A 25,589-nucleotide genomic window follows, 5' to 3' on the forward strand; every position below is an offset into this window, starting at 1 on the left:
CTCCCGTCGGTGGGGTGAGCTGGCGGGCGCGACGCGCCTCAGCGCCCGCGCGCGAGCAGCCAGAGCAGGTAGGGGGCGCCGACGACACCGGTGACGACGCCGACCGGCAGGGCGTTGCCGGGGATAGCGAACTGGGCGATCAGGTCGCTGCCGAGCGTGATCGCCGCGCCGACGGCCGCGGCCGGGGCGAGCGCCACGCGCCCACTGCCGACCAGCCGACGGGCGATCGGGGCGGCCATCAGCGCGACGAACGACACCGGCCCAGCAGTCGCGACCGCCGCGGCGGTCAGGCACACGGCGGTGAGGAGCAGGAGGACCTTCGCCCGGTCGGGTCGGAGCCCGAGGGCGGATGCGACCTCGTCGCCGAGGCTCAGCACCTGCAGGCGTGCGGACTGCAGCAGTGCGAGCAGCCCGAGCACGACGAACGCGATGACGAGCACACCGACGAGGTTCCGGTCGACGGCGTTCAGGCTGCCGGAGAGCCAGAGCAGGGCGGTGCCGGCCTGCGTGACGGTGCCGCTCGTCAGCATCCAGCCAGTGATGCTCAGGCAGATCGCGGCGACGCCGATGCCGACGAGCACGACACGGTTGCCGGTGATGCCCCTGCGCCAGGCGAGTCCGGCGATGACGATCGAGACCACGACGGCGCCCACGAGCACGGCCGAGAACAGCGTGCCCCCGCTGGCGCCGAAGAGCACGATGGCGGTCAGGCCGGTCGCGCTCGCGCCCGAGGTGATGCCGATGACGTCCGGACTCGCTATCGGGTTCCGCACCACGCTCTGGACGATCGCGCCGGCGACACCGAGGCTGGCCCCGACGAGCACGGCCCCGAGCACCCGCGGCCCGCGGAGCTGCCCGATGACGAAGTCGGAGATCCGGTCGCCCTGCCCGAAGAGAGCTGCCACGATCTGCGTCGGGCTGAGCGGGATCGAACCGACGCCGAGCCCCACGAGGACGAGCACGGCGATGAGCACGACCACCGCGACGAGTACCGTGACCTCGCGGCGCAGGCCGACCAGCGAACGGGTTCGTTTCACAGGCCCCGCACCACCCTCGACCGAACGAGCGCGATGAACACCGGCGCCCCGATGAGCGCGGTGACGATGCCGACCTGCAGCTCCCCCGGGTACGCGACCACGCGGCCGATGACGTCCGCGACGAGCAGGAGCGCGGGCGCGACGATCGCCGACAGCAGGATGGTCCAGCGGTGGTCCGGTCCGCTCAACCGGCGGACGGCGTGCGGCACGGCCAGGCCGACGAACGCGATCGGTCCGGCGGCGGCGACCGCGGACCCGGCGAGCAGCACGGCCACGAGCCCGCCGACGGCACGGACGAGCACGACCCGCTGCCCGAGCGACGCGGCGAGCTCGTCACCGAGCGCGAGGGTGTTGAGCGACCGGCCGAGGCCGAACGCGATGGCCAGGCCGACGAGCACCGGTGCGGTGATGATGCCGGCGGTGCCCAGGTCCTTGCCTGCGAGCGCTCCGACCTGCCAGAACCGCAGCTGGTCGAGGAGGCTCTGGTCGGTCACGAGCACCGCCGTGGTGATCGACGACAGCGCGGCCGCGACCACCGCACCGGCCAGCGCGAGACCGACGGGCGACAGCCCCCGCCGGGCGACGGCGGCGATCCCGTAGACGAGCAGGGCGGCGAGGGCCGCACCGACGAAGGCGAACGGCAGGGAGGCGGCGGTCCCGCTCACCCCGAAGAGCGCGATGCCGGTGACGACCGCGAGGGTCGCCCCGGCGTTGATGCCGAGGACGCTCGGGTCGGCGAGGGGGTTCCGCGTGACACCCTGCATGACGGCGCCGGCGACGCCGAGGGCCGCTCCGGCGAGCAGCCCGACGACGGTGCGGGGCACGCGGTTGCCGAACACGATCAACCCAATCTCGTCGTTCCGCCCGGGGTGCAGCACCGTGTCGAGCATGGTACCGAGCGGGATCGGCCGCGACCCGTACGCGATCGACAGTGCACACGCCACCGCGAGGACGACGACCGCCAGCACGGTCGCACCGACGAGTCGGCGGACGGAGCTGGGGGCCGGGGGCGAGGACGTGGCTGGAGGCATGGAAGTAAGGCAACCCTAACGCCAGACCCCTGTTCGGTGTCCCCCGAGCAAGCCCGGAGCGTGTGCAGGGTTCGCTCATAGGCTCGTCATGGGGAAGCGCTCTGTACTGATCTCCATCGACGCCCGACCGGGTCGCCGAGGGACGACCGGAGAGCACCGATGAACGAGACCCCGAACCCCGCCGCCACCGCCAACGACGAGAACGGCACCGCCCGCACCGACGCCGCGCAGCAGCAGGCACCCGGGACGACCTGGGAAGCACCGCACGCCGACCCGGCCTCGCTGCGCCCGGCGTACGCGTTCGACGGTTCCGGCCCCTACCTCTACGGCCCGGACGGCTCCGGGCCCTACGCCTACACGCCCGACGGCCGCGGCCCGTACCTGATCGGCAGCCCGGCCCTCGCCGGCAGCCACCACGCCTGGGCCCACTCCGCGGCGACCGCCAACCACCAGGGCACCGTCGGCCACCCCGGCGTGACCACGAAGCGGCCGCGTCGCCTCGGCCTGATGATCGGCTCCGGCATCGCCGCGCTCGCCATCGTCGGTGCGGCCGGCGGCACCGCCCTCGGCCTGTCCTCGCAGGGCACGACCACGACCTCGAGCCAGTCGCAGGGCACCACCACACTGCCCGACACCGGCTCCGGCACCGGCTCCGGCTCCGGCTCCGGCAGCAGTGACGGCACGAACGGCTTCACCGTGCCGGGTGACGGTACCGGTTCGAGCAACGGCAGCGACGGCAGCAGCAGCGGCACCGGGACGAGCACGCAGTCCGCCGCGACCGCCGCCACGACGACGCAGAAGAAGGGTGTCGTCACCATCAACACCGTCCTGAACTACGACGAGTCGTCGCAGGCGGCGGGCACCGGCATGGTCCTGACCTCGGACGGCACCGTCCTGACGAACAACCACGTGATCCAGGGTGCGACGAGCATCACCGTCACCGACGAGACGACCGGCAAGGAGTACGAGGCCGAGGTCGTCGGCTCCGACGCCACGAACGACGTCGCGGTGCTGAAGCTCGAGGACGCCTCCGGGCTGTCCACCGTGACCCTCGACGACGACGGCGAACCGTCGACGGGCGACACCGTGACCGACGTCGGCAACGCCGAGGGGACGGGCAACCTCGTCGCTGCCGAGGGCACCGTCACCGCGACGGACCAGGACATCCAGGTGCAGAGCGAGTCCGGCACCGGCACCGAGTCGCTGACCGGGCTGATCGAGATCTCGGCGGACATCGTCTCGGGCGACTCGGGCGGCCCGGTGGTCGACAGCGAGGGCGAGGTCGTCGGCATGGCCACGGCTGCGTCCTCGGGCACGGCCGACGTCACCGGCTACGCCATCCCGATCACGACCGCGAAGACGATCGCCGAGAAGATCCTCGCCGGAGAGTCCTCGAGCACCATCACGATCGGACTGCCCGCATTCCTCGGGGTCGAGGTCAGCAGCACCACCGGCACCACCAGCGGCGTCGCCGTCGCCGGCACGGTCGAGGGCTCCGGTGCCGCGAGCGCCGGTCTGGCCGAGGGCGACACGATCACGAGCCTCGACGGCACGACGGTCACCACGCCGGACGAGCTCACCGCCGCGGTGCAGTCGCACTCCGTCGGCGACGAGGTCGTGGTCGGCTACACCGACAGCACCGGCGCCGCCAAGACCGTCACCGTCACCCTGACTGCCGGCCCCGCCGCGTGAGCAGGAACCAAGCCCGCAAGCGCAGGCGAGCAGCGGCTCAACCGAGCAGCGCCCGCACCACCGACCGGTAGACGTTCGCCGGGGAGTCCGTCCTGAGGACGGTCTCCCCGGCTTCCGTCTTGCCCACGCGGGCGAAGCCCTGCCCCTCGGCGCGCACGATCGTGATCGGCTTCGGTCTGCCGGGCCGCCGCAGGTACGAGACCGTCCACGGCGCCGACCAGAACCGCGCGAGTCGCGGGTCCGCCTCGACCAGGGCCTCCGGCAGGTCCGGCGCGTCCGGACCGCCGGCCAGCTTGCGGCCGAGCAGGTGCCCTGGCAGCGACCCCGTGCGGAACGGGAAGGTCCACGTCGCACCGATGCCGAGCCTCCCGGCCGCCAGTGCGACCACGCGGTCCGGTGTGACGGACGCGACCACGGCGCCCGCCTCGTCGGTCCCGTCGACGACGGTCTGCGACCAGGCCTGGAGGCGCGTCTCGCGGCCGTCGGGCAGGTGCTGTTCCAGCGTGACCGGCTGGGCATCGCCCTGCCAGGGCTCGAGGAGGGTCTGGGTGGACTCCGGCAGGGTGCCGAGTCGACCCACGAGGCCCGCCTCGATGAGTTCGCGGCCCGCCGCGGTGCGGAGGAGCGTGGGGTTCCACCGGCGTCCGGCGAGGCTCTGCAGGGTGCCGACGGCGTCCGCGCTGAGGCGTGGGCCGTCGACCGCCGGCGCCGGCGCGGGGGTCGGCAGGGGTTCGAGGTCGCGCTCGGGGCGCGCCGGCACCGGTTCGGCGGCGCGGACGCTCTCGAGGACGGCGAGCACGAGGTCGTCGGTCTCGAGCAGCCGGGCGAGCGGGCGTTCGATGGTCAGGTCGACGCGGTGCCGGCCCGTGACGAAGAGCAGGTGGGTGCCGGCGACGTCGCCGCGCTCGTCGGGCCGGACGTACTCGACCAGGCGTGCGGGGGCTCCGGCGGCGGTCCAGGGGTCGCAGCCGACGAGGAGCAGTCCTTCGACGGAGCCGGGCAGCCGCGCGAGGAGCCCGGTGTTCTCGTCGCCGATCGCACGGTCGCTCGGTCGGGATCGGACGGTGAGGACGACGTCGTCGCCGGTGACGCGCAGGTCCGCCTGGGCAGAGTCCTCGCGACGCCACTGCTCGGGGCGGCGGAGGGTCAGGCGGGCGGTGCGGTCCTCGGTGCCGAGCGGGACGGGGACTGCCATGGCACGAGCGTATGTCGGGAGCGAGGCGCGGGGGCGCGCGGCTCGCCGGGGTGGGCGGCGCGGGGCGGGGCGGGCGCGGTCACGAATGGTGCGAGGTTCCGGTGGTGGTGCGACCCACGCGGGGTCGCACGGTGAACGGAACCTCGCACGGGATGCGGCGAGCGCGACAGCGACAGTGTCCGCGTCAGCGCCCGCGTCAGCGGCGGGAGCGCGCCGGCCGCGCGGGCGGGGGCGGCGGGACGAGCTTCGCGGCGACGACGTCGGCGAGCCGGACCTCGACCGGGCCGCGACGGGTCGCGATCGTCACGGCGTCGGGCGTGCGGGCGACCAGGTCGCCGAGGGCGTCCTGCGCACCGTCCCCGTGGAGCGCCCGCACGACGAGTCGGTCCCCGATGGCGGCGTCGTGCAACACCCCGAGCGCACGGGCCCGGGCGATCGCCGCCTGTTCGTCCGCATGCACCGACCCAGGGTACGGGCCGCCTAGAGTGTCGGCATGGAGAAGGCCCGGGTCGACAGCTGGATCTGGGCCGTCCGGATCACGAAGACCCGGTCGGCCGCCACCGCCGCGTGCAAGGCCGGACACGTCCGGGTCAACGGGGAGCGCGCGAAGCCGGCGCAGCCGATCGGCCCCGGCGACGAGGTGCGGGTCCGACAGAACGGCTTCGACCGCATCGTCATGGTCACCGGCATCATCCTGAAGCGGACGAGCGCCCCCGAGGCGGCGAAGCACTTCGAGGACCGGACCCCGCCGCGGCTGTCGAAGGAAGAGGCCGGGTTCGTCCCGATGCGCGACCGCGGCGCCGGGCGCCCGAGCAAGCGGGAGCGCCGCGACCTCGAGAAGCTCCGCGGCTACTGACGCCCCAGCCTGCCGAACGGATCGTCGGGGCTACACGAAGCGGACGGTCTGCTGCAGGCGGTCACGGATGTCGAACACGTCGACGGAACCGGGGGGTGACCAGACGCCGTTCAGCACCTGGGCGAGTGCACTGCGGCGGACGACGAGCGCGGTGGGCTTCTTCGGCGAGCCGACGAGCTGCACGTCCTCGGTGACGGCCGAGTCCGGCACGACGAGCAGCCGCCCGGTGAACCGGACGCGGGTCTGCTTCTGCACGGCGCGGGCGGCCCGGACGAGCTCCTTCACCGGCCGCTCCCCCGGTGCGAGGGTCTCTCCGACGATCTCACCGTGCTCGATGCGCACCGGAGCACCCCAGTCGATGGACTCCACCGCCCACAGGCCGCTCGGGGTCAGGACGGCGTGGTCGAGCTTGCCCTCGGCCCCGGCATCGACGTCGTGCCACACCGTCACGCCGATGCCCATGTCCGAGACGACCGAGGCCGTCGCCTCTTCCGCGAGGGCCTCGGCCAGCAACCGACGGATGTGCCGGGGCGCCGAACGGATGAGCGTGGGGTCGTACGGGTCCTCGATGGGGTCACCGAGTCCGACCCATTCGCGCTCGGCCTGCAGGAACACCTCGCGGGACCGACCGCCGGGGTGCCCGTGGGACCGGGCCCGGGGGCGGGTGTCGCGACGCGCTGCCGGGGGCGCGTAGGCGTCACGACCGGTCTCGGGCCTGCCGGAGGCGCCGCCCGACGGACCGGCACCGGAGGCGCGGGAGCCGACGTCGTAGGCGCGGCGGGCGACCGGCGTGCCGATGCGCTCCCAGGCGACCTGGACCTGCCGGAAGCGCTGCGCGTCGCCGCCGAGGTCGGGGTGGGACTCGCGGGCCGCACGCCGGTAGGCGCGGCGGAGCGCGTCGTCGTCGGCCGTCGCCGGGACGCCGAGGACTTCGTAGGGGGTGGCGTCGGCCGGGCTGTCCGTCATGGCCCTGCGACATTACCCGAGGCAGTGTCGGAGTCCGCCGCGTGGTTGCTGGGTGCGGTCTGGAGGAACAGTGCGGCCAGGCGGTCCCGGTGACGGCCCGGTGAACGGGTGCGTCAGACCGCCGCCGTCACGAGACGGCGGCGGTGATGGCGTCGGTGTGCTGCTCGAGGTAGGCGACGTCGGCGCGGTACAGGTCGGCGTGGCCGTGCCGCAGGTCGCTGACGAACTTCGGGTTGCCGGCGGCCGCCTCGTGCTCGATCGTCGTGACCATGGCGACGAGGGACGCGATCATCGTCTCGGCGAGGACCCCGCGGGACCGGTCGTCGAGGGCGTAGGCGCGGCAGAACTCGGCGGCGCGAACCAGCCGGTCGTCGAGCCCGCGGGCGGTCGAGCCCTCCACCCCACCGGTGGTGAACGGCGCGAACCGGTAGACCGCACTCGCGACGTCCCAGACACGGGGGCCGGGGTGCGCGGTGTCGAAGTCGATCAGCCCGACGGCGGCGATGCCGTCGTACACGCAGTTGTACGGAGCGAAGTCGCCGTGCACGATCGTCTCGACGGGGGCGCGGTCGGCCTGTGACCAGACGTCGGCGGAGTCGCTGCGCGGGTAACTGGCGGCGGCGTCGTGGAACTGCCGGAGCAGGCGGGCGCTGGTGACGAGGGCTGCCTCGCTCGCGATGTCCTCGGTCCACGGGTACTCCCCCGCGACACCGGGGACGAACGAGACCGTCTCGAGTGTGTCGCCGAGGGCGATCGGTTCCGGGGCTGCGACGAACCCCTGCTCGTGCAGGTGGGCGAGCAGCCGGTGCACCGTGGGGGTCCACGGTCCGGCTGGGCGGTGGACGCGGTCGTCGGCCCTGGTGATGCGTTCCAAGGGGAACCTCCTGCAAGTGTGCGTCTCCGTTGACGGGTGGCCAGCGTATCCGTCGGGGCCGACGAGTGCCCCGGACCATCCGGAACCCGTGCGGAGCGCGCGCCGCTACCGCTGCTCGCGCAACCAGCCCGGCCCGCGCACGGCGGCGCCGAGTGCCTCGACCCTCGCCCGCAGCTCGCGGTCCGCCGTCACGACGACGACCGGGGAGTCGCCGGTCTCGACCGCGGCACGAGCAGCATCGACGATCGCATCGTCCCCGAAGGCCGGAGCCCGCAGCACCTCGGCGACGGGGGTACCGACACCGACTCCAGCACCGCCACCAGTGCCGGCCGCACGTGCCTCGCCCTCGAGCACCACTGTCCACCGAGGCCACCACCGCGCGAAGGGCAGATCCAGCGAGGCGGCCGACACCCCGCCCGCGGCGAGCGCCGACACCGACGACAGCAGACGCTCGGCAGCACCCGCGCGGTCCTTCCACCAGCCGTCCGGCACACTGCCCACGACGTTCGCCGCGTCGACGACGACGTGCGGCGTGGTCGTGACCGCGGCACGCAAGGCAGGCCAGGACGCGCCGAACCCCGGGTGCAGTGGCAGGTCGTCGACCTGGTCGATCGGGATCCAGGACAGCGCGAGGCTCTCTCGGTCCGCGATGACCGGTTCGAAGGGCCGGGAGGCGCGCCCCACCACCGTCGTGTACGTCCAGAACCCCAGGTCGAGCAGCGCCGTGTGGCGCAGGTCGATCGCGTCGTCGGGGACGCCGGCTTCCTCTGCGGACTCACGGAGTGCGGCGGTCACGGCGTCCTCGCCCTGGTGTCGGGCGCCGCCGGGGATCCCCCAGGTGCCGCCGTGGTGGCTCCACTCGACGCGGTGCTGCAGGAGCACGCGTCCGGCACCGTCGTCGACGAGCAGTCCCGCTGCACCGAACCGGCCCCACGCCTTCGTGCCGTCGGGGCCGACCGACCAGGCGTCACCGGGATCGCGGGGGCCGGGCGGCGGTCCGGGAGGCGTTGCGTCTGGCACGGTCCAACCCTTGCACACGGCACCCCGTACCGGCCTCGGAGTGGTCACCGGGCGTCGTGTACGGTGTCGCTCGAGACACGGGGTGCCGCATCCAGCGGCTGAGATCACACCCGTCGAACCTGCTCGAGCTCGTACTCGCGAAGGGATCGTCCATGGAAACCGCTGCGCCCGCATCCGACTGGGCCCACCGAACCGCCGAACTCCTCGAGGCCGTCCGCGCCCGGGGCCCGCTGGTGCAGTGCATCACGAACACCGTGGTGCAGAACGTCACGGCGAACGTGCTGCTCGCCCTCGGGGCCTCGCCCGCGATGGTCGACGTGGCGACCGAGGCGGGGCCGTTCGCTCGGGTCGCCGATGCCCTGCTGGTGAACACCGGCACCCCGCACGCCGAACCGCGGGTCGCCGCGCTCGAGGCCGTGCACGCCGCGCGCGAGGTCGGCACTCCGTGGGTCCTCGACCCCGTGGCCGTCGGCTCGTTGCCGGTGCGGACCGCCCTGGCGCGCGACCTGCTCGCGCTGTACCCGACGGTGCTCCGCGGCAACGCGTCCGAGGTCCTCGCCCTGCTCGGCGCGTCGGCAGGTGGCCGCGGGGTCGACAGCACGGTGGGCACCGAGGACGCCCGGGAGGCCGCGGTCGGGGCCGTGGCCGGTCCGGGCACCGGGAGGCTCGTGGCCGCCGTGGCCGTGTCGGGTCCGGTCGACCTGCTGGTCGCGCCGGGGATCGGTGTGGTCCGGGTCGCGAACGGCACCGACCTGCTGACGCGCATCACCGGGGGCGGCTGCACGCTCGGCGCCGTGGTCGCCGCGTTCACCTCGGTCGCGCCGGAGGACGCGGGCGCGGCTGCCGTCGCCGCCACCGCCGTGCACACGATCGCCGCCGAGCTCGCCGCCCGCGAGGCCGGCGGGCCGGGGACCTTCCAGCCGCTGTTCCTCGACCGGTTGGCGTCGCTCACTCCGGAGGACGTCGTGCGCGAAGCCCGGATCACGGTCGAGTCGGCACCCGGCACCGTCGCTCCGGCGGTGACGGCATGACCGCGCTCGCAACCGGGGGCGTCGGTGTCTACCTGGTCACCGACGGCGCTCTGGCCGACCGGCACGGCATCGGGGTGCTCGGGGTCGTCCGCTCCGCCGTGCACGCCGGGGTCCGGATCGTGCAGGTGCGGGACAAGGACGCCTCCGCCCGTGACCTGCTCGCCCTCACCGCCGCCGTCGCCGACGCCGTCGGGGACCGTGCGACCGTGGTGGTCGACGACCGACTCGACGTCGCCCTCGCCGCACGGCACGCGGGACACCGGGTCGCCGGGGTGCACCTCGGCCAGTCCGACGTCCCCGTCACCGCGGCCCGCGCCCTGCTCGGAGCGGACGCCCACGTGGGCCTCACCGCGAACACGCTCGCGCACCTGGCTGTCCTCGAGCGACTCCCCCGCGGCACCGTCGACCTGCTCGGCGTCGGGGTCGTGCACCCCACAGCGACGAAGGCCGACCATCCGCCGGCCCTCGGCCACGACGGATTCGCCCGGCTGGCCGCTGCCACCGACGTGCCGTGCGTGGCGATCGGCGGGGTGACGCTCGACGACGTCGTGCCGCTCCGGGCAGCCGGTGCCGCGGGTGTCGCGATCGTGTCGGGCATCTGCGCCGCGGCCGACCCGGGATCCGCAGCGGCCGCGTACGTGGCCGCGTGGGGCGCTGGAACCGACCACGGTGCGGAGGCAGGGCGATCCGGTGACAGCGATCCGCGCCTCCAGGCCGACGCGACGCACCACGGGGCGGACGCATGAGCGTCCCACGGGTGCTGAGCATCGCCGGGACCGACCCGACGGGCGGGGCCGGGATGCAGGCCGACCTCAAGGCGATCGCCGCGCACGACGGGTACGGAATGGGCGTCGTGACGGCGCTCGTCGCGCAGAACACGCACGGGGTGCGGTCGGTGCACGTGCCGGACGTCGGGTTCCTGCGGGACCAGCTCGACGCGGTGTCGGACGACGTGACGATCGACGCGGTGAAGATCGGGATGCTCGGCACCGCGCCGGTCGCGCGGGTCGTGACCGACTGGTTGCAGGAGCACCGACCGCCCGTCGTGGTGGTCGACCCGGTGATGGTGGCGACGAGCGGGGACCGGTTGCTCGATGAGGACGCGGCGTCGGCCATGGGGGCGCTGTTCGCCCTCGCCGACCTGGTGACGCCGAACCGGGACGAGCTGGCGGTGCTGGCCGAGCTGGTCGGTGCCTCGTCGGCGTCTCCGCTGGAGGCCGCCAGGGCCGTCGCAGAGCGGTGGGACGTGTTCGTACTGGCGAAGGGCGGGCACGACGAGGGCCCGACGTCGGACGACGTGCTCGTCGCGCCGGACGGCTCCGAGCGGCGGTTCACCGCACCACGGGTGACGACGACCAACACGCACGGCACCGGGTGTTCGCTGTCGAGTGCCATCGCGACGCTCGCGGCCCGGCACGGTGACTGGGAGCTCGCGGTCGGGGTGGCGAAGGAGTGGCTGACGGCGGCGCTCCGCGGGGCGGACGCGCTGTCGGTCGGCAGCGGCCACGGCCCGATCGACCACGGTGCGGTGGTCCGGGCAGCACTGCCGTCGCTGGCGTACACGGACGTGTGGTGGGCCGACGCGGCACCGGTGCTCCGCGCGACGATCGACAGCCCGTTCCTGGTGGGGCTGCGGGACGGGACGCTCGACGCGGACGTGTTCGCCGGGTACCTCGCGCAGGACGTCCACTACCTGCGGGCGTACGAGCGGCACCTGGCGGCGCTCGCCGCGGATGGTGCTTCCGGTGCTGCTGGTGCGGGTGCTGCTGGTTCTGCTGCGTTCTGGGCGGCGGCCGCGCAGGGGTGCGCCGACGAGGCGCGCGACCTGCATCATCGACGACTCGCGGGCACACACGCCGACGCCCCCGTGCACCCGACCTGCGCCGGGTACCTCGCGCACCTGCAGGACGCAGCGGACTCCGGATCCGCGGCGGTGCTGGCCGCCGCGGTGCTGCCGTGCTTCCGGGTCTACGCGTGGGTGGGGTCGCAGCTCGGGGCGGCTCCGGACGGGCACGTCTTCGCGGACTGGATCACGGCCTACGGGGACCCGGGGTTCGCTGCCTCGAGCGCCGAGGCGACCCGGCTCGTCGAGGAGCTGGCGGCAGCCGCGACGCCGGCCGAGCGGGGGCGGATGGCGCGGGCGTTCCGGCGATCGGCGGAGTGGGAGCTCGCGTTCTTCCGGATGCCGATGGAGTTGCCGGGCGCCGGCGGTGCCGTCGGTGCCGGTGCCGTCGGTGCCGTCGGTGCGGCGAAAGCGACAGTTCTGCGCTGACCGGTCCCAGCACCCCCGCGAAAGCGACAGATTGCCGCCGACCTTCGGCGGGGGTCTGTCGCTTTCGCGGGGGGCTGGGCGGGCGAGCGGGCGGGGCGCGGCAGGGCGGGGCGGCGGGCGGACCTAGCGGGCGGGCGGCGGCAGGCGCACCAGCTCGACGGACAGGTCAGCGCCGCTGACGGTGCCGCGCATCCACGTGTGGTCCGGCTGGCGACGACGATCGGTCGGCGAGCCGGGGTTCAGCAGACGCGTCCCGGACGGCGCAACGGTGTCCCACGGGATGTGCGAGTGCCCGAACACGAGTACATCGGTGTCCGGGTGTGCGGCGTCCATCCGGCGTTCCCGGCCGGTCGACGCGCCGGTCTCGTGCACGAGGGCGAACCGCAGGTCCTCGACACCGAAGCGAGCGACGAGCGGCAGCCGGTCGTCGAACTCGCGGCCGTCGTTGTTGCCCCGGACCCCCTCGAACCGTCGGGATCGCGCCTGCACCGCGTCGAGGGTGGCGAGGTCGACCCAGTCCCCCGCGTGCACCACGAGGTCGGCGGCGTCGATGTCGGCCCACAGTCCGGCGGGCAGGTCCTTCGCGCGCTTCGGCAGGTGCGTGTCCGACAGCAGGACGAACGCGGTGGTCACGACTCGGTCGGCCCCGGCATCGGCAACCCCGCCTCGTCTGCCGCACCGAGGCGCTCGAGCAACCCGGCCAGGAGCGCGATGTCGTCGTCGGACCAGTCGGCGAGCCGTTCGTCGAGGGCATCGCGGTGCAGCTGCACCGACCGTTCGAGTGCCGCGCGGCCGGCGTCGGTCGCCTCGAGCGGCTTCGCGTTGCCGCTGCCGCCGTCGGTCGTCCGCACCAGTCCGGTCGCGAGGAGCCCGGACAGCTGCCGCGAGATCGTCGAACGGTTCAGCCGCAGGTACCGCGCGATGTCGATGGCCATGCACCCCGGGTGCTGCACGACGAAGTCGACCAGGGACTGGTCGACGACGCTCAGCACCTGCTCGGAACCGCGCGCACGGATGCTCGCACGACGGGTGATCCGAGCGAGCTCGGTGTACGCCCGGCTGATGTCGCTGTTGCGGACCTGAGCGCTCGGGTGGTCCATCGTGGCTCCAGCCTTGTCGGTGCCGGCGCCTGCCGACGGTCGTCTCGTCCCGTCACCATACCGGCGGGTACTCGTGATGTGGGGGTCGGCTTCGGTCCTGGATCAGTCCGCGGCGCTGCGGCTGAGCAGGTCTGCCTTCTCGGGGTGGTCGTCGAACCACTTGCCGACGAACCAGCACATCGGGACGATGCGCTTCGGGGTCGACGACTCGACGTCGGCGACGGCGTACTCGACGAGTTGTGCCGCGTAGCCGTGGCCGCGGTGCTTCGGGACCGTGTACGTGTGCGGGAACGCCACCGCGTCGCCGTTGACGCGGTAGTCGAGCACGCTCACGAGTTCGCCGTCGACGTACATCGCGTAGCGGTCCTGGTCGGTCTCGTCGCGGAACTCGTGGTCCATGCCCGCCATCATGCTCCGAGCAGAGCAGGAGCGCCGCCCGGGGAATGCACCGCGTCGGCCGGCGTTGCAGGGACACCATGACAACCATCGGAATCATCGGCGCCGGCAACATCGGATCCCAGCTCGCACGGCTCGCGGTACGGATCGGTCACCAGGTCGTCATCGCGAACTCCCGCGGCCCGGAGACCCTGACCGACCTGGTCACGGAACTCGGCGCCGACGCACGCGCGGCGACCCGCGACGAGGCAGCGGCAGCGGGCGAGATCGTCATCGTGACGGTGCCGCTCGCCGCGATCGAGACGATCCCCGTCGAGCCCCTCGTCGGCAAGGTCGTCATCGACACGAACAACTACTACTGGGAGCGCGACGGCCACATCGCCGCCCTCGACGACCAGTCCACGACCACGGCCGAGCTGCTGCAGGACCACCTGCCGGGCGCCCGTGTCGTGAAGGCGTTCAACCACATCGGCGCAGCGGACCTGACCGGGCACGCAACGCCCGCCGGCACCGCCGACCGACGTGCCCTCGTCATCGCCGGCGACGACGACAGCAGCAAGCAGACCGTCGCCGAGCTCATCGACGCGTTCGGCTTCGACGTCGTCGACGCCGGGCCGCTCACCGAGGGATGGCGCATCCAGCGGGACACCCCCGGCTACGGCCCGCGCCTGACCGCCGCCGAGCTCCGCGACGCACTGGCCGCCGCGGCGCGCTAACCGCGGCACTCGCTGCCATCGTTCTGCGCTGAGCGACACCCCCCGGGTCTCGCGACCCGCGACCTGTCACTCAGCGCGAAACGAACCGGCGTGGACGAGCCAGCGCGCCCGCGCTTGCTCAAGCCCGGTCGAAGATCGTCGTCATGTCGTCGAGGTCGTCCTCGGTCGGCGTCCAGGTCGTGCCGGCCTCGACGTTCTGCGTGATCTGCTCCGGCTTCGTCGCTCCCGCGATGACGCTCGACAGCCCCGGCTGCGCCAGGAGCCACGCGAACGTCGCTTGCAGCATCGTGACCCCGCGGTGGTCGCAGAACCGCTGGTAGTCGTCGAGGACGTCCCACGGGGCGTCCTCGAGGACCTGCGGCTTCGACGTCGACAGGCGTCCGTCGGCCGGACCGCCCGCCTTCGTGTACTTGCCGGTCAGCAGCCCGTTGTACAGCGGGAAGAACGGCAGGAACCCGAGCGCGTACGCCCGGACCGCCGGCAGCACCTCGGCCTCGACGGCACGGGCCAGCGGGCTGTACTCGTTCTGCGCGGACACGAACGCCGTGATGCCGGCGATCGACGCGGTGAGCTCGGCCTCGGCGACCTGCCACCCGGCGAAGTTCGAGTGGCCGACGTAGCGGATCTTGCCCTCGCGGACCAGGTCGTCGAGGACGGACAGCGTCTCCTCGATCGGGGTCACCTCGTCGGGCCGGTGCATCTGGTACAGGTCGATCCAGTCCGTCCCGAGTCGGCGGAGCGACGACTCGACCGCGAGCCGCACGTACCGACGGGAGCCGCGCACGCCCTAGTCCGGCCCGTTCGCCCCCTGCATGTCCATGCCGAACTTCGTCGCGAGGACGATCTCGTCGCGACGCCCGGCGATCGACCGGCCGAGCATCTCCTCGGACATGCCCGGCACACCGCCGTAGATGTCCGCGGTGTCGAAGAGGGTGACGCCTGCGTCGAGGGCGGCGTGCACGACGGCGTCGGTGCCCTCCTGCGACTCGGACGCGGTGCCCCTCCGTCCGAAGTTGTTGCAGCCAAGGCCGACGGTGGAGACGACGAGCCCCGAGGGACCCAGGGGACGGTGTTCGATTCCGGTCATCACCCGACCGTACCGGCCACCCCGGAACTGGGGCTGCGATCCACACAGCGCTTGCCGCTACAACTGAGCATGGATCAGTCGACGGAAGGAGCACCGCAGTGGCAGCGCATCGCATGCCCGAATCGGACCGGCCACGCCGATCGGTCCCGGCCTGGGTGACCGCGCCGCCCGTCGACGAGGTCACACCCGTCGAGCGGGTCGCCGCCGCCGGGCACGTCGGCGCCTCCGGCCGGGAGGCACGCCCCGCCCCCGCCCCGTCACACGCCGCCCACGCGGCGCTGGCCCCGACGACCGCGGTCGTCTCGGCAGCGGACGCTCCGGCGACGATCGTCCCGGCTGCGGAGCCGTCGTCGATCGCCTCGCTGGTCGAGACCGACGCCCGGGTGCCGGACTACCCGCCGCAGGAGGACCTGCTCCCCCCTGCCCCGATGTCCCCGAGCGTCCGGACCGTCCCGTTCGAGAACCCGGCGCTGCCCTCGGCGACGATCGCGCCGTCGGGAGCGCTCGCCATGCCGGTCTCCCCCGCTGCCGCCGTTCCCTCGCCCGCACCCACCGTCCCGCCGGTCGTGGTGCGGGCAGCGGTCATCCCCGCCGCGGTGGCGCCGGTCCCCGACCCGGCCCCCGCCCCCGCGCCACCCGTCGCCCCGACCGCTCCGGTCGCCGGGCAGCCCCGGTTCTCGGTGCCCGGCCTCGAACACGTCGTCGTCGAGGGCACCGAGCCCGAGCCCTCCGGCCCGATCGGCTACCGGACACCCCGCCGCTTCGCGCACCAGCAGGCCGCTGCCGCCCGGCCGACGCCCCCGGCACCCGCACGCTCGTTCGACGCCGTGCTGCACGCGGGGCCGCCAGCGCCAGTCGCACCCTTCGTGACCACCGTCGGGAGCGCACCAGCGGCTCCGGTCCCACCCGTCCCGGGGCCGCAGGTGGGCGTCGGGGACGACCCGGGCCTCCCGACCGAACTGCTGGACCAGCCCGTGGCCGCGACGGGTGCGCCGGAGACGCGCCGAGCACTCGGTGCGACCCCCGGGGCGGTGCTCGGGGCAGTCGCCGGGATCGCGACGATCGGTCTCGCCGCCTGGTGGTTCGCCGCACCGGCGACCGTGCACGGCGTGGGCCTCGCGCTCGGGGTGCTCGCGCTGGTGCTCTCGATCGTGACGCTGCGCGACCGGGTGGCCACGTGGCAGCGACCGGTCGCGCTGCTCGGTGCCGTGCTCGGCGGAGTGGGCACGCTCGTCGTGCTGTGGGCGGTGGCCGATGCGCTGCTGTCACTCGCCGGGGTGGCGCTGCCCGACGTGACCGGGACCGGCACGACCCCGACGCTCGCCCCGTAGCCCGCCCGAACACGCCGGCGTCTCGCGACGCTCAGACGGCGCGGACGACCCCGCGCGACAGGATCGCGTTCGTCAGGGCGTCGATCGGCTCCCGCTGCACCGTCGGGTTCGCGATGAGCACGTAGTCGACCGCCGGCAGGTCCGGCAACCCGAGCCGTTGCGACACCTTCACCAGGTCAGCCGGGATGAGCGAGTGCGGGAACACCGCGACCCCGATACCCGCGCGCACCGCCGCCAACACTCCGTTGACGTCACGGGTGTTGCAGGTGATCCGCCAGGTGCGACCGGCGGCCTCGAGGGCGTCGATCGCCATCTGCCGGCTGATGCTCGGCGCCTGGTAGGCGATGAGCGGCACTGGCTCGCCGGGTTCGAGGGCGATGCCGTCCTGCGCCATCCACACCATCTGGTCGGTGGCGACCCGGGTGCCCTCGGCGGACTCCCCCGCCGTCTGCTTGATGAACACCAGGTCGAGCTGGCCGGCGTGCACCCGGCGCAGCAACGGCGACGACTGGTTCACGGTGAGCTCGAGGTTCACCTGCGGGTGCAGCCGCCGGAAGTCCCGCAGGATCCGGGGCAGCTGCGTGATCGCCAGGTCGTCGGCGGCACCGAAGCGCAGTCGGCCGCGTGTCGCCGCCCCGGAGAAGTACGCGTCGGCGCTGGCATGGGCCGCGAGGATCGTGCGTGCGAACCCGGCCATCGCGTCCCCGTTGTCGGTCAGGGCGACGCCGCGGGTGTCGCGGGCGACGAGGGTGCGCGCGACCGCGGTCTCGAGCCGCCGCACGTGCTGGGAGACCGTCGGCTGACTGATGCCGAGTCGAGCGCCAGCCTGGGTGAAGCTTCCGGTCTCGGCGACCGCCAGGAACGTCTGCAGCAGGACCGGATCGAGCACGTGCGCCTTCCGTCGGTGCGGGTCATTCGACATCGCAATGAACTGATAGCCACCATAGGGGTATCGAATGGGTCGCGGTCACGTAGTTTCGGTGGGGTACCAGTTCCGCAGCCGACGTCCGGAGACATCCCCCGTGAGCGCGTCATCGACGACCCTCCCCCCGCCCACCGAACCGCTCCCGATCCAGGCCACCCGTCCGCCGTGGCGCCACACGCTCATCGCACTGTCCGTGCCGAACTTCCGCCTGTTCACGGCGACGAACCTGGTCGCGATGACCGCCGGGTGGATGCAGCGCATCGCGCAGGACTGGCTCGTGCTGCAGCTGACCGGGTCGGTCGCGCAGGTCGGCATCACGGTGGCGTGCCAGTTCGCGCCGATGCTCCTGTTCGGGCTGCTCGGCGGCGTGCTCGTGGACCGGTTCTCGAAGCGCGCGCTCATGATGATCACGCAGGGCGCCTTCGCCGTGCTCTCCGCGCTGCTCGCCGTGCTGACGCTCGCCGGCGTGGTCGAGGCATGGCACATCTGGGTGATCGCCTTCGTGGTCGGGATGGTCACCGTCATCGACAACCCGGCGCGCCAGGTGTTCGTGACCGAGATCGTCGGGCACAAGCACCTGCGGAACGCCATCAGCGTGAACTCGTCGGTGTTCCAACTCGGCGGCATGATCGGTCCCGCGCTGTCCGGGGCGCTGCTCGTGGCGGTCGGCGCCGGCTGGTCCTTCGGGGTCAACGCGATCGCCTGCGTGGCCGTCGTCGTGACCCTCGGGTTCCTCAAGGTCTCGGAACTGCACCGGACGCCGCCCGCGCCGCGCGGGAAGGGCCAGCTGATGGAGGGACTCCGCTACGCCGTGAACAAGCCGACGATCATCGTGCCGGTGATCCTCGTCGCGTTCTTCTCGGTGTTCGCGCTGACCATGCCAGTGCTGCTGTCGGCCTTCGCCTCGCAGGTGTACGACGTCGGTGCCGGTGGGTATGGCGTCTTCAACTCGGCCGTCGCCGTCGGAGCGCTCGTCGGGGCACTGCTCTCCACCCGTCGCGCCGTGGTGCGCCTGCGGACCATCGTCGGCGGGGTGTTCTGGACGGGCGTGCTGCTCGTCGTGTCGGGGTCGATCCCGGCGATCGCACCGTTCACCGTCGCGCTCGTGGCCGTCGGGATGTCGCAGCTGCTGTTCCAGACCGCGTCGAACTCACTCGTGCAGCTGTCGTCGAACGTTGCGATCCGCGGGCGGGTGATGTCGCTCTACGTCCTCGTGCTGCTCGGCGGGCAGGCGATCGGCGGGCCGCTCATGGGCCAGGTCGTCGACCACTTCGGGGCGCACGTCGGGATGATGGTCGCGGGCGGCGTTCCGGCCGCGGCGGCCGCCGTGATCGCGCTCGTGCTCGCCCGACGCGGCGGGCTGCACCTGTCGGTGCGGATGCGCCACCACCTGCCGGTGCCGGCGATCGTCGCGCACTGAGCGGCGCGCGGTTGCGAGTCTGTCCGCCGGAACCAGGTTCCGGACACGGAACCACGCAGATCCGCGGTGCTGTGTCCGGAAACCGGTTCCTGAGCGGGGCGTGCCTCAGTAGGCGACGCCGAAGCGCGTCCGGTGGTGCGTCGGCGTGACGATCTCGTCGACGAAGGCGACCGCGTAGTCGGCACCGGAGATGTCCGAGTTGCCGTCGGCGTCGGCGAGCAGGACCTCGTCCGAGCTGCGGTAGGTGCCCCGACGCTCGCCGGGGTTGTAGCTGCCGAAGGCCGCGGCGGGGCTGACGTAGAACCAGTCGACCTCGGTGTCCGAGGCGCGGAGGGCGTCGAGGATCTGCGCGTGGCTCTTCGCCTCACCCTTGAAGGCGTCCGGGAAGCCCTCGGTGTCGAAGACGCGGGGGCCGTCCTCGGACACGCGCATCGAGCCGGCGCCGCCCACGATGCCCAGACGCGCACCGGCGGCGGCCGCGGCGTCGACGAAGTGCTGGAACCTGTCCTTGAGCTCGCTGCCGTCGGCCTGCACGGCGTGCAGGGAGACGACGATCACGTCGGCACCCTTCGTGACCTCGGACACGAAGTCCGCGTCGAACGCGTCGCCCTGCGCCAGGGTCAGGCCCTCGGTCGGCTCGAGCTTGCTCGTGTCGCGGGCGACCGCGGTGACGGTGATGCCGCGCGAGAGTGCCTCGTGGGTGATGGCGGAGCCGGCGTAGCCGGTGCCACCGAAGACGACGATGTTGGTCATGGTGTTCCCTTCGTGGACGTGGTGGGCGTCGTAACCGTTGACACTCACCGTACAAGAGTTACTCTCTTTGAGTAAGTAGGCACCTCGTGGTGCGTAACGGAGGACACCATGTCAGCGCTCGAGTACACCCCCTACGCCGCCGACTGCCCGAGCCGGCAGCTGCTCGACCGCATCGGCGACCGATGGAGCGTGCTGACGATCGGTGCCCTCGCCGACGGTCCCGCACGGTACTCGGCGATCGCGACCCGGGTGCAGGGGGTCTCGCAGAAGATGCTGACCCAGACCCTGCGGGCGCTCGAGCGCGACGGCCTCGTCACCAGGACGGTGTTCCCCGAGATCCCGCCGCACGTGGAGTACGAGCTCACCGAGCACGGCCGATCGCTCCGGGCGGTGCTCGTCCCGCTCGAGGACTGGGCGACCTCGCACATGGACGACGTCGCGGAGTCGCGCGAGGAGTACGACGGGCGCTGAACACCCCCGCACTCGGAATCCCCGACGGCGACGAGTGGTTGCCTGGGGGCATGCGATCGATCGTCTACACGAAGCCCGGTGACAGCAGCGTCCTCGAACTCGTCGAGCGGGACACCCCAGAACCCGGCGCCGGCGAGGTCCGGGTCCGGGTCGTCGTCTCCGGCGTCAACCCGACGGACTGGAAGGCCCGAGCCGGCGGCACCTACGGCGACGGCCTGCCCTTCCCCGAGATCACACCGAACCAGGACGGCGCCGGCATCGTCGACGCCGTGGGACCCGGCGTCGAGGGCCTGTCCGTCGGCGACCACGTCTGGCTGTTCATGGCAGCGGCGTCCCGCCCGACCGGCACCGCGCAGGAGTACACGGTCGTACCGGAGACCCGCGTCGTCCGCCTGCCCGACGGCGTCTCGTTCGACGTCGGCGCCTCGCTCGGTGTGCCCGCGATGACCGCGCACCGAGCACTCACCACCCACGAGGACGGCCCCGCGCGGCTCGGACCGGGCGCACTCGACGGTTTCACGGTCCTCGTGGCCGGGGGTGCCGGTGCCGTCGGGCACGCCGCGATCCAGCTCGCCCGCTGGGCCGGTGCGACCGTCATCACGACGATCAGCTCCGACGCGAAGGGAGCGCTGGCGACGGCGGCCGGGGCGCACCACGTCGTGAACTACCGCGAGGAGGACGCCGCCGAGCGCATCCGGTCGATCGCGCCGGACGGTGTCGACATCGTCGTCGAGGTGTCGATCCCGCAGAACGCCGCACTGGTCGCCGACGTGCTGGCGAACCACGGGGTCGTGTCGATCTACGCGAACAACGGCGGTGACGCGGCGAGCCTGCCGATTCGCCCGAACATGAGCGCGAACGCCCGCTACCAGTTCCTGCTGCTCTACACGATCGGTGACGAGGCCTTGGCCGCAGCCGCCGAGGACATCACCGAGGCACTGCACGACGGTGTGCTGCCGGTCGGCGAGGACGCCGGGCTGCCGCTCACCCGGTTCGCGCTGGAGCAGACCGCCCAGGCGCACGACGGGGTCGAGCAGGACACGGTCGGCAAGGTGCTCATCGACGTGACCGAGGCGCCGTAGCCGCGACACCTGATCCGGATCCGGCTCCGCAGACGATGAACGGCTCCTACGCGCACGTGGGAGCCGTTCGTCGTGGACGATGCGGCAGGGGTCAGCGACCCAGTCGCGCAGCGATGGCTGCGGTCACCCGGAGCCGGGCTGCGGCGCGCTCACGCTCGATGTTGGCAGCGATCACGTCGAGGTCTTCGTAGTCGGCGTCGGTGGTGGTGTCGTTCCAGTTCGGCGAGGAGATCCGGGCACGCCCGAACGACGGCGGAGCAGGGTTCACGGTCGTCATGGGGGAATCGTACGTCGAGCGTCCGACAGAGCGTGTGAGCATCACGGGCCTTTCCTTGGATTGCGGTCGCGCTCGGGGAACGAGTAGGTCAACGAGAACGCAACAGCCATGAACGATGCCATCATCGCGATGTTCTTGGCGTCGAGTTCGGTGAAGGCGTCGGGGACCGGGGAGTCGACGGTGAGCATGCCGAACGAGTACTCGTCCGAGCGGATCACCACCGAGACGTACGAGGAGTACCGCGGTTCGAAGCCCGGCACGTCCTGGTCGACGTCGACGTCGGCAGAGCGGTCGCCGACGATCCGGGGTGATCCCCCGACCAGCACCCACTCGAGGTTGCGGTCGCCGTAGGGCGTGCCCGCGCGGAAGACCCCGGCAGTGTCGCCGGCACCCCCGTGACCGATCGGCTCGAGCGCACGCAGGTCGGTGGACAGCTGGTACACGTTGGCGCGGACGTCGGGCACCTTCGGCAGCAGGTAGAACGCCAGGGCCACGGCGACGCGGTCCGCGACGACGGAGAGTTCGCCGTGGCGCTCGGACCGGGGCAGTTCGGTGAACCGGACGAGACGGGTGGCGATCTGGCCGAACGCGTACCGGACTGCCGTCGACTGCTCGAGCTCTGCCGCGGTCGCGTTGTCCTCGGCCACCGACCGCGCAGCGTCGCTGCGCCGGGTCCGGACCACCTGCACCGTCACCGCTCCGACGAGCACGACGAGCCCGAACGCGACGAGCGACAGTCGGACCGCCGGGGTGACGAACAGGTTCGGCAGCTGGAACGCGGCGGTGGGCGCCGCCGCCACCACGATCGGCCACACGACCGTGCCGACCCGTCCTGAACGCTGTTGCCCCATGACCACGACGCTAGGTCACACCACCGACGCGGACGGAGTTGTCCACAGGCCGGTTCTCCACAGGATCACCCGGCCTCCACCGCGCCGTCGCACCCAGCTGGTAAGCAAGACCCATGACCGACGTCGCCACCCCCGTTCCCGGATCCAGAGCCCTCGTCCTCGGTGGCGGAGGTGTCGCCGGCATCGCGTGGGAAGTGGGTGTCCTCTCCGCGCTGCTGGACGCCGGCGTCGACCTCGACGCCGCGGACCTGGTGGTCGGCACGAGCGCGGGCAGCGTCGTCGGGGCCTTCGTCCGGAACGGCGCCGTCCAGCAGGCGTACGACCAGCAGCACACCCCGGCACCGACCACCTACCAGGAACCGGCCCCCATCGACGTCGAGGCCGTGCAGCAGCGCATCGGCGCAGCACTGCAGGGCGCGACGGGCCAGCAGGACGCCCGCGCTCGGCTCGGGCAGGCCGCACAGCAGGTCGTCGGCGGGCAGACCGACGACGAGCGCACGGCGACCTTCGGCGAGACGCTGCCGTCGACGGAATGGCCCGAGAAGCCCTTCGCCGTCACCGCGGTCGACGCGACCGACGGCTCCTTCCGGCTCCTCACCGCGACCGACGGCGTCCCGCTCCCCCGAGCGGTCGCCGCGAGCTGCTCGGTGCCGTTCGTGTGGACGCCCGTCGCGATCGAGGGCCGGCCCCACGTCGACGGCGGCGTCCGCTCCGGCACCAACGCCGACGCCGCGGCCGGACACGAGCGCGTGCTCGTCATCGCGTGCGGCCCCGAGGGCCCGTCGCCGTGCGGACCGTGGCTCGACGTCGCGGTCGAGTCGCTGCGCGCGGGCCGTTCCTCCGTCGAGGTCGTCGTGGCGGACAGCACCGCCCAGCAGGCGTTCGGCACGAACTCCCTGTCGCTCGCGACGCAGGCCCCCTCGGCCGAGGCCGGACGGGCCCAGGGCGCCGCGGTGGCGGAGCAGATCGCCGCCTTCTGGGCTGAGGACCTGGCGAGCGTGGACGCATGAGCACCCCGTTCTCCGACCTCGACCAGTACATCGCGCTCCCCCGTGTCGACGGGATCGACATCAGCCCGGACGGCACCCGCGTCGCACTGACCGTCAGTGCACTCCACGCCGACGGCACCGGGTACCGCCGGTCGATCTGGCAGGTGCCCGCAGCCCCTGCCGAGGACACGGACGACAGCGGCGACGCCGTCGGGCCCGCCGCGCGCCCGGTCCGCCTCACCCGCTCCGCCAAGGGCGAGGGCGGCATCGCGTTCACCCGCACCGGCGACCTGCTCTTCGTCTCCGCCCGCCCCGACGCCGATACCGACGACCTCGAGTCCGCGCAACTCTGGGTGCTGCCCGCCGCCGGAGGCGAGGCCCGCCCACTCACCCGCCTGGCGGGCGGCGTCGGCGGCGTGCTCGCCACCGCAGCGGCAGCCGACGTCGTGGCGCTCACCGCAGACCTGCTGCCCGGAGCCGGTTCCGACCCGTCGACCGTGCTCGAGGCCGACGCCGAGCTGCGGAAGACGCGGAAGGACAAGAAGGTCCGGGCAATCCTGCACGAGACCTACCCGGTGCGGTACTGGGACCACGACCTCGGGCCGGCCCAGACCCACGTCCTCACGCTCGACCCGGCTGGCGGAGACGTCGGTGTGGGCCCCGCGCAGCCCGTCGACCGCACGCCAGCGCCCGGTCGTTCACTCGACCACGTCCGCGGGGCACTCACCCCGGACGGGTCGGTCCTGCTGGCGACCGCGGGCGTCCGGGAGGCCCGTGGGGACCGCTCGACGCTCGTCACCGTCGACCTGTCCGACGGCCACCGCACGGTGCTGTTCGACGACGTCGACGTCGACCACGAGATGCCCGCGCTCAGCCACGACGGCCGCACGATCGCCTGGGTCCGCACGGTGCGCTCCACGCCTGCCGGTGCGAACCAGCAGGAGGTCTGGACCGCCGGCATCGACGGCTCCGACGCCCACCGCATCGCGACCGATTGGGACCGCTGGCCGAGCGAGCTGGTGTTCGAGCACGGCGACCGCGCCCTGCTGGCCGTCGCCGACCAGGACGGCCGTGCGCCGGTCTTCCGCATCCCGCTCGACGGCGGAGCCGTCGAGCGGCTGACGCACGACGACTGGGCGTACTCGAGCCTGCGCGTGGCGGCGGCGACGGGCGTGGTCGTGGCGCTCCGGGCCTCCTGGGCGGCCCCGCTGCACCCGGTGCGGATCGCGACGGACGGCACGGTGACGCCGCTGGCGACCCCGGCGCCCCTGCCGGACGTCCCCGCCCACCTGGAAGAGGTCGAGACGACCGCGGCGGACGGCGCGCGCGTGCGCGGCTGGCTCGTCGTGCCGGAGGGCGAGGGGCCGCACCCGATGCTCCTCTGGATCCACGGCGGACCGCTCAACTCGTGGAACCAGTGGTCCTGGCGGTGGAACCCGATGCTGCTCGCAGCCCGGGGCTACGCCGTGCTGCTGCCGGACCCCGCGCTCTCGACCGGTTACGGGCTCGACTTCGTGAACCGCGGCTGGAACGCCTGGGGGCAGGCGCCGTACTCCGACCTGATGGCGATCACCGACGTGGTCGAGGCGCGGGCGGACATCGACGCGACCCGGACCGCCGCGATGGGCGGGTCGTTCGGCGGGTACATGGCGAACTGGGTCGCAGGGCACACCGACCGGTTCCGCGCGATCGTCACCCACGCCAGCCTGTGGGCGCTCGACCAGTTCAACGGCACGACGGACTCGTCGCAGTACTGGTCGTCGATCTTCGACGCCGACGGGATCGCCGCGAACGATCCGCACCGGTTCGTGGCCGAGATCACGTCACCGATGCTCGTGATCCACGGCGACAAGGACTACCGGGTACCGATCGGCGAGGGGCTGCGGCTCTGGTCCGAACTCGCGGAGCACCACGCGGCGCCGGACGGCTCGATGCCGCACCGGTTCCTGTACTTCCCGGACGAGAACCACTGGGTGCTCGCTCCGCAGCACGCGGTGGTCTGGTACGAGACTGTGTTCGCGTTCCTCGGGCAGCACGTGCTCGACCAGGAGTGGGAGCGGCCGGCGCTGCTCGGGTAGTGCACCTGCCCGGCGAATCGGGGCGAGCCGGGCGGGCCACTAGATGTACTGCCCAGGGACGCTGGTTGAGCTGCGACGACTCGCTGTAGTCGTTGGGATGTGAGAAGGACCTCCTGCGGTGGAGTGGAGCTGCTTAGTT

General features: G+C 72.9%; 26 protein-coding genes, 1 pseudogene and 1 riboswitch. Of the genes and pseudogenes, 12 read left to right on the plus strand and 15 right to left on the minus strand.

Translation table 11 applies throughout. The features are described from left to right. Nucleotides 1–38: 38 nt before the first annotated feature. Both ITJ56_RS12080 and ITJ56_RS12085 read right to left on the minus strand, forming a co-directional pair. A complete protein-coding gene (locus tag ITJ56_RS12080) occupies nucleotides 39–1,037 on the minus strand; it encodes a FecCD family ABC transporter permease (protein WP_194630854.1) in 999 nt (332 codons plus the stop codon). Then, nucleotides 1,034–2,068, minus strand: coding sequence for a FecCD family ABC transporter permease (locus ITJ56_RS12085; RefSeq protein WP_194630855.1), 1,035 nt, complete (start codon nucleotides 2,066–2,068; stop codon nucleotides 1,034–1,036). Before ITJ56_RS12085 ends, ITJ56_RS12080 begins: the two co-directional genes overlap by 4 nt. Before the next feature lie 159 nt (nucleotides 2,069–2,227). Here ITJ56_RS12085 and ITJ56_RS12090 point away from each other — a divergent pair, with 159 nt between their 5' ends. Further along, nucleotides 2,228–3,760 carry a trypsin-like peptidase domain-containing protein gene (locus ITJ56_RS12090; protein WP_228517695.1) on the plus strand — a complete coding sequence of 511 codons (1,533 nt, stop codon included), beginning with the start codon at nucleotides 2,228–2,230 and terminating at the stop codon, nucleotides 3,758–3,760. Between the two features lie 37 nt (nucleotides 3,761–3,797). On the opposite strand, the gene ITJ56_RS12095 is transcribed toward ITJ56_RS12090, so the two are convergent. Next, nucleotides 3,798–4,955, minus strand: coding sequence for a hypothetical protein (locus ITJ56_RS12095; RefSeq protein ID WP_194630856.1), 1,158 nt, complete (start codon nucleotides 4,953–4,955; stop codon nucleotides 3,798–3,800). A 196-nt stretch (nucleotides 4,956–5,151) separates the two neighbouring features. Next, nucleotides 5,152–5,415: a hypothetical protein gene (locus tag ITJ56_RS12100; protein WP_323749798.1), complete on the minus strand. Its 264-nt coding sequence runs from the start codon at nucleotides 5,413–5,415 to the stop codon at nucleotides 5,152–5,154. Between the two features lie 33 nt (nucleotides 5,416–5,448). Between ITJ56_RS12100 and ITJ56_RS12105 the strand changes: the two genes are divergently transcribed. Continuing rightward, entirely contained in the window at nucleotides 5,449–5,811 is a 363-nt protein-coding gene (locus tag ITJ56_RS12105) for an RNA-binding S4 domain-containing protein (protein WP_194630857.1), read from the plus strand. A gap of 30 nt (nucleotides 5,812–5,841) precedes the next feature. Here ITJ56_RS12105 and ITJ56_RS12110 read toward each other — a convergent pair whose 3' ends face one another. From ITJ56_RS12110 to ITJ56_RS12120, 3 genes are all read right to left on the minus strand, one after another. Then, nucleotides 5,842–6,777 (minus strand): DnaJ domain-containing protein, encoded by a 936-nt coding sequence (locus ITJ56_RS12110; protein ID WP_194630858.1) that lies wholly within the window; start codon nucleotides 6,775–6,777, stop codon nucleotides 5,842–5,844. A gap of 127 nt (nucleotides 6,778–6,904) precedes the next feature. Next, nucleotides 6,905–7,651 carry a phosphotransferase enzyme family protein gene (locus ITJ56_RS12115; RefSeq protein WP_194630859.1) on the minus strand — a complete coding sequence of 249 codons (747 nt, stop codon included), beginning with the start codon at nucleotides 7,649–7,651 and terminating at the stop codon, nucleotides 6,905–6,907. A 105-nt stretch (nucleotides 7,652–7,756) separates the two neighbouring features. Then, the gene (locus ITJ56_RS12120; RefSeq protein ID WP_194630860.1) at nucleotides 7,757–8,671 is read right to left on the minus strand and encodes an NUDIX domain-containing protein; all 915 of its coding nucleotides are present in this window, start codon (nucleotides 8,669–8,671) and stop codon (nucleotides 7,757–7,759) included. A gap of 68 nt (nucleotides 8,672–8,739) precedes the next feature. After that, nucleotides 8,740–8,835: riboswitch (TPP riboswitch) on the plus strand. On the opposite strand from ITJ56_RS12120, the gene thiM reads away from it, so the two are divergent. The 3 genes from thiM to thiD all read left to right on the plus strand — a co-directional run bounded on the left by thiM (nucleotide 8,824) and on the right by thiD (nucleotide 11,974). Beyond that, a complete protein-coding gene (gene thiM / locus ITJ56_RS12125; protein ID WP_194630861.1) occupies nucleotides 8,824–9,702 on the plus strand; it encodes a hydroxyethylthiazole kinase in 879 nt (292 codons plus the stop codon). Its footprint overlaps the riboswitch before it by 12 nt. Further along, nucleotides 9,699–10,448: a thiamine phosphate synthase gene (gene thiE, locus ITJ56_RS12130; protein ID WP_194630862.1), complete on the plus strand. Its 750-nt coding sequence runs from the start codon at nucleotides 9,699–9,701 to the stop codon at nucleotides 10,446–10,448. The genes thiM and thiE overlap by 4 nt, the downstream gene beginning before the upstream one ends. Beyond that, complete coding sequence (gene thiD, locus ITJ56_RS12135; RefSeq protein ID WP_194630863.1) at nucleotides 10,445–11,974, plus strand: bifunctional hydroxymethylpyrimidine kinase/phosphomethylpyrimidine kinase; 1,530 nt, start codon at nucleotides 10,445–10,447, stop codon at nucleotides 11,972–11,974. The genes thiE and thiD overlap by 4 nt, the downstream gene beginning before the upstream one ends. 123 nt (nucleotides 11,975–12,097) lie before the next feature. Here the strand turns inward: thiD and ITJ56_RS12140 are convergent, their stop codons facing one another. The 3 genes from ITJ56_RS12140 to ITJ56_RS12150 all read right to left on the minus strand — a co-directional run bounded on the left by ITJ56_RS12140 (nucleotide 12,098) and on the right by ITJ56_RS12150 (nucleotide 13,473). Continuing rightward, nucleotides 12,098–12,607 (minus strand): metallophosphoesterase family protein, encoded by a 510-nt coding sequence (locus tag ITJ56_RS12140; protein ID WP_194630864.1) that lies wholly within the window; start codon nucleotides 12,605–12,607, stop codon nucleotides 12,098–12,100. Further along, nucleotides 12,604–13,074 carry a MarR family winged helix-turn-helix transcriptional regulator gene (locus ITJ56_RS12145; protein ID WP_194630865.1) on the minus strand — a complete coding sequence of 157 codons (471 nt, stop codon included), beginning with the start codon at nucleotides 13,072–13,074 and terminating at the stop codon, nucleotides 12,604–12,606. Before ITJ56_RS12145 ends, ITJ56_RS12140 begins: the two co-directional genes overlap by 4 nt. 102 nt (nucleotides 13,075–13,176) lie before the next feature. Continuing rightward, the gene (locus ITJ56_RS12150; RefSeq protein ID WP_194630866.1) at nucleotides 13,177–13,473 is read right to left on the minus strand and encodes a GNAT family N-acetyltransferase; all 297 of its coding nucleotides are present in this window, start codon (nucleotides 13,471–13,473) and stop codon (nucleotides 13,177–13,179) included. Nucleotides 13,474–13,550: 77 nt separating this feature from the next. Here ITJ56_RS12150 and ITJ56_RS12155 point away from each other — a divergent pair, with 77 nt between their 5' ends. Then, complete coding sequence (locus ITJ56_RS12155; protein ID WP_194630867.1) at nucleotides 13,551–14,186, plus strand: NADPH-dependent F420 reductase; 636 nt, start codon at nucleotides 13,551–13,553, stop codon at nucleotides 14,184–14,186. 118 nt (nucleotides 14,187–14,304) lie between these two features. Here the strand turns inward: ITJ56_RS12155 and ITJ56_RS12160 are convergent. After that, a pseudogene (locus ITJ56_RS12160) lies at nucleotides 14,305–15,273 on the minus strand (aldo/keto reductase). A 98-nt stretch (nucleotides 15,274–15,371) separates the two neighbouring features. Here ITJ56_RS12160 and ITJ56_RS12165 point away from each other — a divergent pair. After that, nucleotides 15,372–16,604, plus strand: a complete 1,233-nt coding sequence (locus ITJ56_RS12165; RefSeq protein ID WP_194630868.1) for a hypothetical protein — start codon at nucleotides 15,372–15,374, stop codon at nucleotides 16,602–16,604. Between the two features lie 31 nt (nucleotides 16,605–16,635). Here the strand turns inward: ITJ56_RS12165 and ITJ56_RS12170 are convergent, their stop codons facing one another. Further along, nucleotides 16,636–17,493, minus strand: a complete 858-nt coding sequence (locus ITJ56_RS12170) for a LysR substrate-binding domain-containing protein (protein WP_194630869.1) — start codon at nucleotides 17,491–17,493, stop codon at nucleotides 16,636–16,638. Nucleotides 17,494–17,626: 133 nt separating this feature from the next. Between ITJ56_RS12170 and ITJ56_RS12175 the strand changes: the two genes are divergently transcribed. Continuing rightward, nucleotides 17,627–18,949 (plus strand): MFS transporter, encoded by a 1,323-nt coding sequence (locus tag ITJ56_RS12175; protein WP_194630870.1) that lies wholly within the window; start codon nucleotides 17,627–17,629, stop codon nucleotides 18,947–18,949. Nucleotides 18,950–19,054: 105 nt separating this feature from the next. Here ITJ56_RS12175 and ITJ56_RS12180 read toward each other — a convergent pair whose 3' ends face one another. Next, nucleotides 19,055–19,702 (minus strand): NAD(P)-dependent oxidoreductase, encoded by a 648-nt coding sequence (locus tag ITJ56_RS12180; RefSeq protein ID WP_194630871.1) that lies wholly within the window; start codon nucleotides 19,700–19,702, stop codon nucleotides 19,055–19,057. Nucleotides 19,703–19,810: 108 nt separating this feature from the next. Between ITJ56_RS12180 and ITJ56_RS12185 the strand changes: the two genes are divergently transcribed. Both ITJ56_RS12185 and ITJ56_RS12190 read left to right on the plus strand, forming a co-directional pair. Next, nucleotides 19,811–20,173, plus strand: a complete 363-nt coding sequence (locus ITJ56_RS12185) for a winged helix-turn-helix transcriptional regulator (RefSeq protein WP_194630872.1) — start codon at nucleotides 19,811–19,813, stop codon at nucleotides 20,171–20,173. A gap of 50 nt (nucleotides 20,174–20,223) precedes the next feature. After that, nucleotides 20,224–21,255: an NADPH:quinone reductase gene (locus ITJ56_RS12190; RefSeq protein ID WP_194630873.1), complete on the plus strand. Its 1,032-nt coding sequence runs from the start codon at nucleotides 20,224–20,226 to the stop codon at nucleotides 21,253–21,255. Nucleotides 21,256–21,346: 91 nt separating this feature from the next. Here ITJ56_RS12190 and ITJ56_RS12195 read toward each other — a convergent pair whose 3' ends face one another. Together ITJ56_RS12195 and ITJ56_RS12200 are read right to left on the minus strand one after the other, a co-directional pair. Continuing rightward, nucleotides 21,347–21,532, minus strand: a complete 186-nt coding sequence (locus ITJ56_RS12195; protein ID WP_111093138.1) for a hypothetical protein — start codon at nucleotides 21,530–21,532, stop codon at nucleotides 21,347–21,349. Between the two features lie 41 nt (nucleotides 21,533–21,573). Beyond that, nucleotides 21,574–22,383 carry a hypothetical protein gene (locus ITJ56_RS12200; RefSeq protein ID WP_194630874.1) on the minus strand — a complete coding sequence of 270 codons (810 nt, stop codon included), beginning with the start codon at nucleotides 22,381–22,383 and terminating at the stop codon, nucleotides 21,574–21,576. Between the two features lie 113 nt (nucleotides 22,384–22,496). Here ITJ56_RS12200 and ITJ56_RS12205 point away from each other — a divergent pair, with 113 nt between their 5' ends. Both ITJ56_RS12205 and ITJ56_RS12210 read left to right on the plus strand, forming a co-directional pair. Continuing rightward, complete coding sequence (locus ITJ56_RS12205) at nucleotides 22,497–23,393, plus strand: patatin-like phospholipase family protein (protein WP_194630875.1); 897 nt, start codon at nucleotides 22,497–22,499, stop codon at nucleotides 23,391–23,393. Further along, the gene (locus ITJ56_RS12210; protein ID WP_194630876.1) at nucleotides 23,390–25,450 is read left to right on the plus strand and encodes an alpha/beta fold hydrolase; all 2,061 of its coding nucleotides are present in this window, start codon (nucleotides 23,390–23,392) and stop codon (nucleotides 25,448–25,450) included. The genes ITJ56_RS12205 and ITJ56_RS12210 overlap by 4 nt, the downstream gene beginning before the upstream one ends. The last annotated feature ends 139 nt before the right edge of the window (nucleotides 25,451–25,589 follow it).

The organism is Curtobacterium sp. VKM Ac-1376 (assembly GCF_015351025.1).
Lineage (GTDB): Bacteria > Actinomycetota > Actinomycetes > Actinomycetales > Microbacteriaceae > Curtobacterium.

Bases quoted from the DNA above. Each gene is read 5' to 3' on its own strand.
- ITJ56_RS12085 (WP_194630855.1), bottom strand. From the start codon at position 2,068: ATGCCTCCAGCCACGTCCTCGCCCCCGGCCCCCAGCTCCGTCCGCCGA.
- ITJ56_RS12090 (WP_228517695.1), top strand. From the start codon at position 2,228: ATGAACGAGACCCCGAACCCCGCCGCCACCGCCAACGACGAGAACGGC.
- ITJ56_RS12095 (WP_194630856.1), bottom strand. From the start codon at position 4,955: ATGGCAGTCCCCGTCCCGCTCGGCACCGAGGACCGCACCGCCCGCCTG.
- ITJ56_RS12105 (WP_194630857.1), top strand. From the start codon at position 5,449: ATGGAGAAGGCCCGGGTCGACAGCTGGATCTGGGCCGTCCGGATCACG.
- ITJ56_RS12110 (WP_194630858.1), bottom strand. From the start codon at position 6,777: ATGACGGACAGCCCGGCCGACGCCACCCCCTACGAAGTCCTCGGCGTC.
- thiM (WP_194630861.1), top strand. From the start codon at position 8,824: ATGGAAACCGCTGCGCCCGCATCCGACTGGGCCCACCGAACCGCCGAA.
- thiE (WP_194630862.1), top strand. From the start codon at position 9,699: ATGACCGCGCTCGCAACCGGGGGCGTCGGTGTCTACCTGGTCACCGAC.
- thiD (WP_194630863.1), top strand. From the start codon at position 10,445: ATGAGCGTCCCACGGGTGCTGAGCATCGCCGGGACCGACCCGACGGGC.
- ITJ56_RS12145 (WP_194630865.1), bottom strand. From the start codon at position 13,074: ATGGACCACCCGAGCGCTCAGGTCCGCAACAGCGACATCAGCCGGGCG.
- ITJ56_RS12150 (WP_194630866.1), bottom strand. From the start codon at position 13,473: ATGGACCACGAGTTCCGCGACGAGACCGACCAGGACCGCTACGCGATG.
- ITJ56_RS12155 (WP_194630867.1), top strand. From the start codon at position 13,551: ATGACAACCATCGGAATCATCGGCGCCGGCAACATCGGATCCCAGCTC.
- ITJ56_RS12180 (WP_194630871.1), bottom strand. From the start codon at position 19,702: ATGACCAACATCGTCGTCTTCGGTGGCACCGGCTACGCCGGCTCCGCC.
- ITJ56_RS12185 (WP_194630872.1), top strand. From the start codon at position 19,811: ATGTCAGCGCTCGAGTACACCCCCTACGCCGCCGACTGCCCGAGCCGG.
- ITJ56_RS12190 (WP_194630873.1), top strand. From the start codon at position 20,224: ATGCGATCGATCGTCTACACGAAGCCCGGTGACAGCAGCGTCCTCGAA.
- ITJ56_RS12195 (WP_111093138.1), bottom strand. From the start codon at position 21,532: ATGACGACCGTGAACCCTGCTCCGCCGTCGTTCGGGCGTGCCCGGATC.
- ITJ56_RS12200 (WP_194630874.1), bottom strand. From the start codon at position 22,383: ATGGGGCAACAGCGTTCAGGACGGGTCGGCACGGTCGTGTGGCCGATC.
- ITJ56_RS12205 (WP_194630875.1), top strand. From the start codon at position 22,497: ATGACCGACGTCGCCACCCCCGTTCCCGGATCCAGAGCCCTCGTCCTC.
- ITJ56_RS12210 (WP_194630876.1), top strand. From the start codon at position 23,390: ATGAGCACCCCGTTCTCCGACCTCGACCAGTACATCGCGCTCCCCCGT.